This is a genomic window from Cupriavidus oxalaticus (genome assembly GCF_004768545.1).
Taxonomy (GTDB): Bacteria; Pseudomonadota; Gammaproteobacteria; order Burkholderiales; family Burkholderiaceae; genus Cupriavidus; species Cupriavidus oxalaticus_A.
Window position 1 is genome coordinate 998,153 of the sequence record NZ_CP038634.1, and the last position, 12,261, is coordinate 1,010,413.

Below are 12,261 nucleotides of genomic sequence, written 5' to 3' on the forward strand. Positions count from 1 at the left end.
ACCCAAGTACCTACCCACCGCAGACGGCAGACCGTGACGGAGCTAGCGCTCCAGACAAACGGCACCGGGAAGCAAGGAGACATTTCGTGTATTCGCAAAAAGACGTGCTGTCGATCGGCGCGCAGGCGCCGCTCGCCCCTGCGCAGCAACAGACCCAGCCAACCCAAACCCATGAACTGCAGCGCACCCTGACCTGGAAGGACGCCTTCTGGGTCACCAGCGGCGTGCCCGCCGGCGTGCTCTTCACCATCGGCGGCGTGTCCGCCACCATCGGCAACCCGGCGTGGGTGATCTGGATCCTGGCCATCCTGATCGGCTTTGCGCAGTGCTTCGTCTACGCCGAGATCTCGGGCCTGTATCCGCACAAGTCGGGCGGCGCCTCGGTGTACGGCGCGCTCGGCTGGGTGCGCTACAGCAAGTTCGTCGCGCCGGTCTCGGTGTGGTGCAACTGGGTGGCGTGGTCGCCGATGCTGGCGCTGGGCACCAGCCTGGCCGCCGGCTACATGCTGAGCGCGCTGTTCCCGCCCGATTCGGTCATCAACACGTGGCAGCTGACGCTGGTCGACCTGGGCTTCGTCAGCAAAGGCCTGACGCTGCGGGTGAACTCCACCTTCCTGCTGGCGACGGCATTCCTGCTGATCACCTTCAAGCTGCAGCACAGCGGCGCCTCGGCCGCGGCTACCACGCAGCGCATCCTGGGCATCGCTTCGCTGACGCCGCTGGTGGTGATCGCGCTGGTGCCGCTGTTCACCGGCGACATGCCCTCGACCAACTTCCTGCCGCTGCTGCCGCTGACGCATGACGCCACCGGCGCCGCGGTGCTGGGCGGCTGGAACGCGGCCGGCATCAGCACGGCGATGGGCGCGATGTTCCTGGCCTGCTGGTCGACCTTCGGCTTCGAGACCGCGGTCTGCTACACCCGCGAGTTCAAGGACCCGCAGAAGGACACCTTCAAGGCGATCTTCTGGTCCGGCGTGCTGTGCCTGTTCATGTTCATCGCGGTGCCGATCGCCTTCCAGGGCTCGCTCGGGCTGCAGGGCATGCTGGCGCCCGACATCGTCGACGGCTCCGGCGTGGGCGCGGCAATGGCCAAGTTCGTCGGCGGCGGCGCGGTGGTGTTCAACGTGATCGTGGTGATGCTGGTGCTGGCGATCCTGCTGATCGTGATGACCTCGATGATGGGTTCGTCGCGCACGCTGTACCAGGCCTCGCTCGACGGCTGGCTGCCGCGCTACCTTTCGCACGTCAACGAGCACGGCTCCCCGACGCGCGCGATGTGGACGGACCTGCTGTTCAACCTGTTCCTGCTGCTGATGTCGAACTACATGGCGGTGCTGTCGATCAGCAATGTCTGCTACATGATCTTCGTGTTCCTGAACCTGCAGGCCGGCTGGATCCACCGCATGGACCGCGCGGACTGGGCCCGCCCGTACAAGTGCAAGAACTGGCTGCTGGCACTGGGCGCGTTCTGCGGCTTCTTCGACCTGGCTTTTGTCGGCGCCGGCGCCAACTTCCAGGGCGAGAACACGCTGCGCAATGGCCTGATCGCCGCGCTGCTGATCGTGCCGGTCTTCGTCTACCGCCACTACGTCCAGGACAAGGGCCAGTTCCCCGAGTCGATGCGCCGCGACATGGAACTGCCGCATGCGCGTGCCGGCAAGCTGCCCTACGTGGCGCTGATCGCCGGCGCGGCGGTGGTGTGGATCGCCGCGCGGCTGACCGTGATCTCCTGATCTGGCGAGGCAGGCGGCGCCTGGCTCGCCTGCCCTCTCTCTTCCCGACATTCCCTGCATTCCGAGGTATTGCCATGACTGACACGCTCCGCGTACGCGTCGGCCGCGTCGAGCCGCTGGCCGCCGGCATCAAGCGCTTCACCCTGCAACCCTGCGACGGCGGCGCGCTGCCCGCTTTCTCCAGCGGCAGCCACGTCGTGGTCCATATGGACAGTGGCCGGCTGCGCAACGCTTACTCGCTGACCAGCGCGCTGGACAACCCGGCCCACTACCAGATCGCAGTGCGGCTGGAAGAAGCCTCGCGCGGCGGCTCGCGCTACATGCATGAGCAGGTGCAAGAGGGTGATGAACTGCACATCGGCGCGCCGGGCAACCTGTTCGGCCTGGACCACGGCGCCGGCCGCCACCTGCTGATCGCCGGCGGCATCGGCATCACGCCGTTCATGACGCATATCCAGGCGCTGCGGGCGCGCCACGCCGCGTTCGAGCTGCACTACTGCTTCCGCAACGCGCAGTCCGCGGCGTTCCTCGACGTACTGCCGGCCACGCTGCAGCCGGGCCAGTTGCACCTGTACGAGAGCGATACCGGCACCATGCTCGACATCGCCGCGCTGCTCGCCGCGCAGCCCGCCGATACCCATGTCTATGTGTGCGGCCCCGGCCCGCTGAACGATGCCGTGGTCAACGCCGCGCGCGCCGCCGGCTGGGATGCCGGCCGTATCCACTTCGAGCAGTTCCGCAACGAGGTCGACACCACCGGCGGCGCCTTCGAGGCCGTGCTGCAAAAGAGCGGGCTGACGCTGCAGGTGGGCGCAGAGGAATCGCTGCTGCGCGCGATCGAGAAAGCCGGCGTCCAGGTGGATTGCATGTGCCGCGAGGGTATCTGCGGCTCGTGCGAAACCGCGATCCTGGAGGGCGAAGCGGACCATCGTGACCAGTACCTGTCCGATGCGGAGAAGACGGCGCAGAAAACGATGATGCTGTGCGTGTCGCGGTGCAAGGGGCAGCGGCTGGTACTGGATCTCTGATCGCCATTCGCAACTTTTTGGTTGCATCTCCCTCCCCGGTCTCCTAACATGCAACCACACCGTTGCATATCAACCCCCGAAACAGGAGACCGGACATGCCCTCAGAAACCGACCGCATCGAGCGCAGCATCCTGATAGAAGCCCCCGTGGCGCGCGTGTGGCACGCGCTGGCCGATGCCGATACCTTCGGCAGCTGGTTCGGCGTCAAATTCGACGGCGCCACCTTCACGCCCGGCCGGCGCGCCATCGGCAGCATCACCCACCCCGGCTACGAGTACCTGAGATTCGATGTGCAGGTGGAACGCATCGAGCCCGAAAGGCTGCTGTCCTGGCGCTGGCACCCCGCTCCGGTGGAACGCGGGCGCGACTATTCCGGCGAACCCAGCACGCTGGTGGAATTCACCCTGCGCGAAGTCGACGGCGGCACCATGCTGACGGTGGTCGAGTCTGGCTTCGACCAGATCCCGCCCGAACGACGCATGGAAGCGTTCCGCCTCAACAGCGGCGGCTGGGACGCACAGATGAACAATGTCCGCAAGCATGTCACCGGCGCCTGAAGCGCTGGATCTGAAACAGTCGGCCGCGGTCTTTGCCGCGCTGGGCGACGAGACCCGGCTGCGGCTGGTGGCGGCGCTGTGCGCGGGCGGCGCGATGTCGATCGCGCAGCTGACCGCCGGCAGCGCGATGACGCGGCAGGCGGTGACCAAGCACCTGCAGGTGTTGTCGCAGGCCGGGCTGGTGCGCGACAGCAAGGCCGGGCGCGAGCGGCTGTGGATGTTCGAGCCCGGGCAGGTCGAGGCGGCGCGGCGCTCGCTGGAGGCGATTGGAAGGCAGTGGGAGTTTGCGCTGGGCAAGCTGAAGCTGGCGGTAGAGACGAATCACTAGCCAAACCGACGTCCCGCACGTCACCTGTTTGCTCCCCTACCCCGCAAGCGGGAGAGGGAGCACACAGTTTGTAGACGACACCGCAACATGTAATCCCCCGCGCACCCCGCTATACTGGGAAGCCCCCCGCCTCACCACCACGGCAACGCAGGCCGCGCCCGCGCCAGGCCTGCCGGAGGAAGCGCGCAATTGGCTGACCACGACCTGTCCAGGCTGAAAATCGACCGCAGCGCCACCGCCGCGACCGGCGCCCGCGTCCGCCCCCGGCGCAGATGGCTGCGCTATGCGGTCATCGCGCTGATCCTGCTGGCCGTGCTCGGCATCGCTGTCAGGCTCGCCGGCCCGAAGTCGGTGCAGACCACAACGGTTACCTCGGCCTACCCCACGCAGAATTTCACGCTGCTCAACGCCACCGGCTATGTCGTTCCGCAGCGCAAGGCGGCGGTCGCATCCAAGGCGCAGGGCCGGCTCGAATGGCTGGGCGTGCTGGAAGGCTCGCGCGTGAAGAAGGACGAGGTCATCGCGCGGCTGGAAAGCAAGGACGTGTCCGCGTCCTTCGCCCAGGCGCAGGCGCAGGTCAAGGTGGCACAGGCCAACCTGGCCCTGCAGCAGGCGGAGCTGAAGGACGCAGAAGTCAACCTGCGCCGCTCGCAGATCCTGATCGGGCCGAACGCGATCTCGCGCACCCAGTACGACGCCGATGTTGCGCGCTACAACAAGGCCAGGGCCTCGGTCAGCAGCTCGCAGGCGTCGATCGCGTCGGCGCAGGCCAATGCGCGCGCGGCCGAGGTGGCGGTGGAACAGACCGTGGTGCGCGCGCCGTTCGACGGCGTGGTACTGGTCAAGCATGCCAACGTCGGCGACAACATCACGCCGTTCTCGGCCGCCGCCGACACCAAGGGCGCGATCGTGACCATTGCCGACATGGAGACGCTGGAGGTCGAGGCCGACGTCGCCGAATCCAATATCGCCAGGATCCGCGCCGGCCAGCCGTGCGAATTGCTGCTCGATGCGTTGCCGGGCGTGCGCCTGGCCGGGCAGGTGTCGCGCATCGTGCCGACGGTGGACCGCTCCAAGGCCACGGTGCTGGTCAAGGTGCGCTTTGTCGACCGCGACGCGCGCGTGCTGCCGGACATGAGCGCCAAGATCGCCTTTTTGTCGCGCGCGGCCACGGCGCGCGACCGCCAGCCGATGGTGGCGGTGCAGCCCGCCGCGGTGGTCATGCGCGATGGCCGGCAGGTGGTCTACGTGGTGCGGGACGGCAAGGCGCACGAGACCCAGGTCAAGACCGGCGACAAGCTCGGCGAGCTGGTCGCGGTACAGGGCGTCAAGACCGGCGACGTGCTGGTGCTGTCCCCCGGCGACAAAGTCGGCGACGGCGACCGCGTCACGCCGGCCAAGCCTTGAAGTAACCACATGAGGGTGAGCGCATGAGCACCGCGCCGCTGGTCCGCATCAGCCACGTCGCCAAGTCCTACCGGCGCGGCATGCAGACCGTGCCCGTGCTGACCGATATCTCGCTCGATATCGGCGAGGGCGACTTCGTCGCGCTGATGGGCCCGTCCGGCTCCGGCAAGAGCACGCTGCTGAACCTGATCGCCGGCATCGACCGCCCCGACAGCGGCACGCTGCAGGTGGGCGGGCTCGATATCACGCAGCTGCCCGAGGCCGCGCTGGCGGACTGGCGCGCGGCCAACGTCGGCTTTATCTTCCAGTTCTACAACCTGATGCCGGTGCTGACCGCATTCGAGAACGTGGAGCTGCCGCTGATGCTGACCAGCCTGCCGCGCGCGGAACGGCGCGCGCGCGTGGAGCTGGTGCTGGACATGGTCAACCTGGCCGACCGCATGAGCCACTACCCGTCCGAGCTGTCGGGCGGGCAGCAGCAGCGCGTGGCGATCGCGCGGGCGCTGATCACCGACCCGTCGCTGATCGTCGCCGACGAGCCCACCGGCGACCTCGACCGCACCTCTGCCGCGGAAATCCTGGCGATGATGCAGCGCCTGAACGCGGAACTCGGCAAGACCATCATCATGGTCACGCACGATGCCCATGCCGCGGCCGCGGCGGGCTCGCTGGTGCACCTCGATAAGGGCGAGCTGATCCGCGGCGAGGTGGCCTGATCCGTCATGTACGCGCTCAAGCTGATCACTCGCAACGCACTGCGGCACAAGCTGCGCACCGCGCTGACCGTGCTGGGGCTGGTGATCGCGGTGCTGGCGTTCGGGCTGCTGCAGACCGTGATCGATGCGTGGTACGCCGGCGCGTCGGCCGCGTCCAGCGCGCGGCTGGTGACGCGCAATGCGATCTCGCTGGTGTTCCCGCTGCCGCTCAGCTACGAGGGCCGCATCCGCGGCGTCGACGGCGTGACCGCGGTGGCGCGCTCCAACTGGTTCGGCGGCGTCTATCGCGACCGCAAGAATTTCTTCGCGCAGTTCGCAGTGTCGGACAACTATCTCGATCTCTACCCGGAATTCATCGTTCCCGAACAGCAGCGTGCCGAATACCAGCGCGACCGCAAAGGGGCGCTGGTCGGCCGCCAGCTGGCCGACCAGTTCGGCTTCAGGATCGGCGACGTGATCCCGATCAAGGGCACCATCTACCCCGGCACCTGGGAGTTCGTGGTGCGCGGCATCATGGACGGCCGCGACGAAAGCATCATCACGAAGCAGATGGTGTTCCACTGGGAATACCTGAACGAGACCATCCGCAAGAAGTCGCCGCGGCAGGCCGACCAGGTCGGGGTCTATGTGCTGGGCGTCGACAATCCCGACAACACCGCGGCGATCTCGCGCAATGTCGATGCCGTGTTCCGCAACTCGCTGGCCGAGACGCTGACCGAGACCGAGCAGGCGTTCCAGCTCGGCTTCGTCGCCATGTCGAACCAGATCATCGCGGCGATCCGCGTGGTCTCCTATGTGGTGATCGTGATCATCATGGCGGTGATGGCCAATGCGATGGCGATGAGTGCGCGCGAGCGCACCGCGGAATACGCCACGCTCAAGGCGCTGGGCTTCGGACCAGGATTCCTGGCGCTGCTGGTGTTCGGCGAGTCGCTGGCGATCTGCGTGGCGGGCGGCGCGCTCGGCATGCTGGCTACGCCGCCGATGGCGGCGGCGTTCAAGCAGGCGGTGGGCGGCGTATTCCCGGTGTTTACAGTGTCGCAGGAAACGATGCGCGCGCAGGCCGCGTGCGCGCTGGCGGTCGGCATCGCCGCCGGCATCGTGCCCGCGGTGCAGGCCGCGCGGGTGCGCATCGTCGAAGGCCTGCGGGCAATCGGCTGACGCGTTCGACCATGGCGATCCCGCTCACCTATATCGCGCGCAACCTGTGGGCCCGGCGGCTGACCACCGCGCTGACCGCGGGCGGGCTGGCTTTGGTGGTCTTTGTCTTCGCCACCATGCTGATGCTGGATGCCGGCCTGAAGAAGACGCTGGTCACCACCGGCGAGCGCGACAACGTGGTAGTGATCCGCAAAGGCGCCGAGACCGAAATCCAGAGCGCCGTCGAGCGCGGCCAGGCCGGCATCATGGAAATGCACCCGGCGGTGGCCATGACCGGCGCCGGCCAGCCGATGGCCTCGCGCGAGGCCGTGGTGCTGATCTCGCTGACCAAGTCCAGCACCGGGCAGCCCTCCAACGTGGTGATCCGCGGCATCTCGCCGCTGGGCATGGACCTGCGTCCGCAGGTCAGGCTCGTGGCGGGGCGCATGTTCCGTCCGGGCTCGGCTGAAATCATTGTCGGCAGCAGCATTGCCGACGGCTTTGCCGGCGTGCAGATCGGCGAACACCTGCGCTTCGCCCAGCGCGAGTGGACTGTGGTGGGCCACTTCGACGCCGGCGGCAGCGGTTTCGACTCGGAGATCTGGGGCGATGTCGACCAGCTGATGCAGTCGTTCCGGCGCAATGCGTATTCGTCGATGGTGGTGCGGCTGGCCAACCCCACGCTGTTCGAGCGCTTCCGCGCCGATATCGACGTGGATCCACGCCTTGCCGACGAGGCCAAGCGCGAGCAGGTCTTCTATAGCGACCAGTCCAGGGCGCTGTCCAAATTTATCAATATCCTGGGCTTTACGCTGTCCACGATTTTTTCGATTGCGGCAATGATCGGCGCCATGATCACCATGTACGCGTCGGTGGCCAACCGCGTGGCCGAGATCGGCACGCTGCGCGCGCTGGGATTCAAGCGTGCCAACGTGCTGGTGGCTTTCCTGATCGAGGCGGCGTTGCTCGGACTGGTGGGTGGCGTGGCCGGGCTGGCGTTTGCGGCGCTGATGCAATTCGCGTCGTTCTCGACGACCAATTTCCAGACGTTTGCCGATCTGTCGTTCCGCTTCATCCTGACGCCTGGCATTGCGCTGCAGACGCTCGGGTTCGCGATGGCGATGGGGCTGGTGGGCGGCTTCCTGCCGGCGGTGCGGGCGGCGAGGATGAATATCGTGGATGCGCTGCGGGCGCGTTGAGCGGCTCGCTCGCTGCCGGTTTGCTCCCCTCTCCCAATGAGGGGAGAGGGAGAACACCTTGCTTAGCCCGGCTCGGGCGGCTTGGGCGCACCCAACGCCGTTGGCTTCGCTACAGGTCTCCAAGAGCCCCGATCCTTTCCTTGCCTTCTCCCCACTGTCCGTCTACAACCCGTAGTGATGCATGCTACTCGCCAGGCCTCGCTGGCGGCCAGTGCGCACCGGCACGGCCAGCGGCGCCCCACCGCAGGACTTACCGCCAGGACGCCCCCGATGAATCTCGACCTGCTGGCTTCATTGCTGACTGCCGTGGTGGTGCTGCTGATCGGCACCCTGGTCAACCGCAGCGTCGGCATCCTGTCGCGCTACAACATCCCCGACCCCGTCACCGGCGGGCTGCTGTTCGCCATCGTCGCGTCGGTGGCAGCGGCGGCGGCGAATTTCCGCGTGGTCATCGATCCCGGCATGAAGCCGGTGCTGCTGCTGATGTTCTTCGGCGGCGTCGGCCTTGGCGCCGACCTGCGCATGCTCAAGCGGGGCGGCAGGGCGCTGGTGATCTTCCTGATCATCCTGCTGCCCTATATCGTGGTGCAGAACGCCGTCGGCGTGGCCATGGCCAGGACACTCGACCTGCACCCGATCTTCGGGCTGGTGAGCGGCTCCATCACGCTGGTGGGCGGCCATGGCACCGGGGCCGCCTATGCCGAGCGCTTCGCCGAGGTCAACAACCTGCAGGCGGTGATGGACCTGTCGATGACGGTGGCGACCATCGGCCTGGTCGTCGGCGGCATCATCGGCGGTCCCGTGGCGCAGTACCTGATCTCGCGCTACAAGCTGCGCTCGACCGCGCGCGAGGTCGGCGACACCGAGGAGGAAGCCGCCGCCGCGTCGCCGATCACCACGGTCGGCGCGCTCGCCGCGCTGGCCGGCATGCTGGCCGCCGTGATCGGCGGGCGCTGGATCGCGGCGCAGATGCCGGCGGGCCCGATCACCATCCCCGGCTTCCTGTGGTGCATGATGCTCGGCATCGCGATCCGCAACCTGCTGCCATTCATCGGCCTGCGCTTCGACGACCGCGCCACCGACCTGATCACCAACGTCTGCCTGTCGCTGTTCCTGGTGATGACCATGATGGCGCTGGACCTGGCCGAGGTGGCGCTGTCGGCCGGCCCGTTCCTGCTGATCATCGCGATGCAGGTCGTGTTCATCATCCTCTACGTGGTGTTCGTCTGCTTCCGCTTCATGGGCGGCGACTACGAGGCGGCGGTCACCTCGGCCGCGTTCATCGGCTTCAACATGGGTTCCACGGCGACCGCCATGGCCAACATGCGCGCGATCACCGCGCGCTACGGGCCGGCGCCCACCAGCTACCTGATCACGCCGCTGGCCGGCGCGTTCTTTGTCGACCTGATGAACGCGTTCGTGCTGACCATGTTGCTGGCCTTGCCGCTGATCGGAGGCTGACATGCGCCGCGCCTGCCTTGCCTTCCTCTTTGCGCTGCTGGCCAGCCTGTGGCTGGGCGGCTGCGGCGGCGGCCCGAACGCCGACGGCATCCGCGCCAATCTCAACGAGCGCCTGGCGCAGGCGCTGCCGCCGGGCACCGTGCAGCTGGTCGACGTCGACCGGCGCGGCTCGCAGTCCGATACCAAGGCACCGGCCGGCGAAACCCGGCGCGTGGTGTACTTCGATGCGGAACTGAAGCTGCTGCGCGACTACGACTTCGGCGCGTGGGATTCGCCCGGCGTGGCCGGGCTGATCTCGGCGCTGGGCGCGGGGCCGCGCGGGATCACCGGGGTCACCAGCGGCGGCAACAAGGCGGGCGACGTGCTGCGCGCGCACGGCACCGCGCTGTACCGGCGCGACGGCGAGCGCTGGGTCAGCGTGCAGCCCGCCGGCTATCGCCCCGCCGAGGCGCCGGCCGTGGCCACCAACGCGCCCACCGGCCCGGCAGCGATCCTGGATGCGATGCGCAAGGTGATCGAGGCGGTGCAGAAGGACGCCTCGCCGGCGCAGCGCGCGGTGATCGAGCAGGAACTGACCACCGCGCACGCCAATATCCGCGCCCGGCTGGCACGCGTGGACGAGGGCTACGCCATTGCCGCCGGCGCCGAGCATGGCCAGTACCTGCGCTTCGTGCGCGCGCTGGTGGACGGCGCGCGTGTGCGCGCCATCGCGCTGGTCACTCGCGGCGGCGAAGAGAACCTGCGCCTGCTGCGCGCCGGCAAGGTCTCGGCGGCCATGGCGCAGGGCGATGCCGCGCTCGATGCCTACGAGGGCAAGGGCGCCTTTGCCGAAGACGGGCCGCACGCGTCGCTGCGCGCCGTCGGCAGCCTGTACCCGGAACCGGTGCACGTGCTCGTGCGCGACGGCGATCCGGCACGCTCGGTGTCCGACCTGCGCGGCAAGCGCATTGCGGTGGGCGAAAGCGGCTCGGCCTCGCGCGGCACGGTGCTGCGCGTGCTGGCCGCACACGGGCTGGCCGAGAAGGATTTCAAGGCCGAGGAAGTGGGCCTGGGCGCGGCGCTGGTGGCACTGCGCCAGAACCAGGTGGATGCCGTGATGCAGGTGATCGGCGTGCCGTCCGACAGCATCCGCGATGCGCTGAGCGAACTGCCGTTGCGACTGCTGCCACTGGACGAGCGCGCTATCGCGGCGATGGTCGGGCAGAAGGCGGGGTATTTCCGCGCCAGCATCGCACCCGGCACGTACCCCGGCCTGCGCGAGCCGGTGCGCACCGTCGCCACCGCGGCGATCCTGGTGACCGGACCCGACCTGTCGGATACCGAGGTGGCCGACCTGACGCGGCTGGTGTACCGGCATGGCCGCGACTTCGTCGCGCGCGGCAGCGCCCAGGGCGGGCAGATCAACGTGGCCACGGCGCGCGAAGGGCTGGTGATTCCGCAGCACCTGGCGGCAGCAAAGGTGCTGGACGGCCTGGCGGCGGGCACGCCAGCGCAGCGGTCCGGAGGACCGGCCACTCAGGCACCGGCACCCGCGTCGGCACCGGCTGCCACCGCATCCAGGCCGGCCGCCCGCTAACCCCGGAAGCCGCCGCTCGCGCTACCCTGCCGCCGGCAACTCCGCCGCCAGCCGGCAGCGCCGGTCGAGAAAATCGCTCGCATGGCCATTGCTGCCACCCGCCGCGTGGACCGGCTGGTCCACCAGGAAGAAGCCAGGGCGGCCCTGCCGGTCCTGGCCATAGGTCAGGAATATGCCCCGGTCGGGCGGCGGCACCGCGGCGGCGCTGGCGCCGGGATCGTCAGCCCTGCCCCCGACCAGCGCGAACGGGTCGGCCGACAGGACCGGCGTGGCAGCCGGGATAAACCTGGCCCGCACCGGCTTACCGTCGAACCGCAGCGAAGTCCACTCGGTGCCGATCGGCCCGCTCGCGCCATTGACGAAGGCGCGCGCCGCGGCGCTGATGCAATCGAGATGGATATGGAGCTGGTCCTGGCTGCGCGAGGTGCGGGAATTGACCGCCAGCCCCAGCATGTCGTCCGGCACGGGCTTGCCCAGCGCCTGCCCGACCATGCCGCGCTCGTCCCAGCCGAAGGCCCAGGCGTTGGCACCGGTGCCGTCCCACGCCTTGCGATCCTCCACGCCCGTCACTGTCCGTGCCGGGATCACCAGGTAGTGCGACACGCCGATCGCGTCCTTGTACAGCACCAGCCCGCGGGCTCGGTCGACGCTGGCGCAATCGGCATGCTGCGGCTGCGGCGGCGCCAGGCAGCGCTGCTGCACGTTGCGCCACAGGCCATCGCGCCCGCCGGACAGGACGCCGACCACGTTCTCGGCGGTGCAGCCCGCCAGCATCATTGCCGCCGCCAACGCCAGCGCGCCGCGCCGGCGTGCCGGGGTCAGCGCCGGCATGGAATGCCGTAGTACGTCCCTACCCGCGGGTTGGACACGATATAGGCGTGGCGCTGGGCCCAGAACTGGGCGTCGCGGAAGACCTCGGCCTCGCGTTCGCTCCAGGGTGTGGCCAGCAGCGGCAGGGCTTCGGCGTCGGTGGTCGGGTAGACCTGGGCCTGGTAGCGGGCCGTCTGCAGCGCGCCCGTACGGATGGTACGGATCGTGACGTGGAGTGTCATAGGCAGCTTCTCGTCATGAGGACGCCAAATCATAACCACATTCCTGTGTTGCTTTGATGACTGC

12 protein-coding genes are annotated in these 12,261 nt (G+C 68.4%); 10 read left to right on the forward strand and 2 right to left on the reverse strand.

Going from position 1 to position 12,261, the window contains the following annotated elements; genetic code table 11:
- Positions 1–113: 113 nt before the first annotated feature.
- From E0W60_RS04310 to E0W60_RS04355, 10 genes are all read left to right on the forward strand, one after another.
- Complete coding sequence (locus E0W60_RS04310) at positions 114–1,733, forward strand: APC family permease (protein WP_431189876.1); 1,620 nt, start codon at positions 114–116, stop codon at positions 1,731–1,733.
- A 74-nt stretch (positions 1,734–1,807) separates the two neighbouring features.
- Positions 1,808–2,761: a PDR/VanB family oxidoreductase gene (locus tag E0W60_RS04315; RefSeq protein ID WP_133095840.1), complete on the forward strand. Its 954-nt coding sequence runs from the start codon at positions 1,808–1,810 to the stop codon at positions 2,759–2,761.
- A gap of 95 nt (positions 2,762–2,856) precedes the next feature.
- On the forward strand, positions 2,857–3,318 hold the full coding sequence (locus E0W60_RS04320) for an SRPBCC family protein (RefSeq protein ID WP_133095841.1): 462 nt from the start codon (positions 2,857–2,859) through the stop codon (positions 3,316–3,318).
- Positions 3,302–3,646: an ArsR/SmtB family transcription factor gene (locus E0W60_RS04325; protein ID WP_240745836.1), complete on the forward strand. Its 345-nt coding sequence runs from the start codon at positions 3,302–3,304 to the stop codon at positions 3,644–3,646. The genes E0W60_RS04320 and E0W60_RS04325 overlap by 17 nt, the downstream gene beginning before the upstream one ends.
- A gap of 189 nt (positions 3,647–3,835) precedes the next feature.
- The gene (locus E0W60_RS04330; protein WP_135703143.1) at positions 3,836–5,053 is read left to right on the forward strand and encodes an efflux RND transporter periplasmic adaptor subunit; all 1,218 of its coding nucleotides are present in this window, start codon (positions 3,836–3,838) and stop codon (positions 5,051–5,053) included.
- 23 nt (positions 5,054–5,076) lie between these two features.
- The gene (locus E0W60_RS04335) at positions 5,077–5,769 is read left to right on the forward strand and encodes an ABC transporter ATP-binding protein (RefSeq protein WP_133095844.1); all 693 of its coding nucleotides are present in this window, start codon (positions 5,077–5,079) and stop codon (positions 5,767–5,769) included.
- A gap of 6 nt (positions 5,770–5,775) precedes the next feature.
- Positions 5,776–6,930: an ABC transporter permease gene (locus E0W60_RS04340; protein ID WP_133095845.1), complete on the forward strand. Its 1,155-nt coding sequence runs from the start codon at positions 5,776–5,778 to the stop codon at positions 6,928–6,930.
- A gap of 11 nt (positions 6,931–6,941) precedes the next feature.
- Positions 6,942–8,108, forward strand: a complete 1,167-nt coding sequence (locus tag E0W60_RS04345; RefSeq protein WP_135703144.1) for an ABC transporter permease — start codon at positions 6,942–6,944, stop codon at positions 8,106–8,108.
- Positions 8,109–8,378: 270 nt separating this feature from the next.
- Entirely contained in the window at positions 8,379–9,569 is a 1,191-nt protein-coding gene (gltS, locus tag E0W60_RS04350) for a sodium/glutamate symporter (protein ID WP_133095847.1), read from the forward strand.
- A 1-nt stretch (position 9,570) separates the two neighbouring features.
- The gene (locus tag E0W60_RS04355; protein ID WP_135703145.1) at positions 9,571–11,145 is read left to right on the forward strand and encodes a TAXI family TRAP transporter solute-binding subunit; all 1,575 of its coding nucleotides are present in this window, start codon (positions 9,571–9,573) and stop codon (positions 11,143–11,145) included.
- A 21-nt stretch (positions 11,146–11,166) separates the two neighbouring features.
- Here E0W60_RS04355 and E0W60_RS04360 read toward each other — a convergent pair whose 3' ends face one another.
- The gene (locus E0W60_RS04360; RefSeq protein ID WP_133095849.1) at positions 11,167–11,976 is read right to left on the reverse strand and encodes a CDP-diacylglycerol diphosphatase; all 810 of its coding nucleotides are present in this window, start codon (positions 11,974–11,976) and stop codon (positions 11,167–11,169) included.
- Positions 11,964–12,197 carry a hypothetical protein gene (locus E0W60_RS04365; RefSeq protein WP_063237348.1) on the reverse strand — a complete coding sequence of 78 codons (234 nt, stop codon included), beginning with the start codon at positions 12,195–12,197 and terminating at the stop codon, positions 11,964–11,966. Before E0W60_RS04365 ends, E0W60_RS04360 begins: the two co-directional genes overlap by 13 nt.
- Between the last annotated feature and the right edge of the window lie 64 nt (positions 12,198–12,261).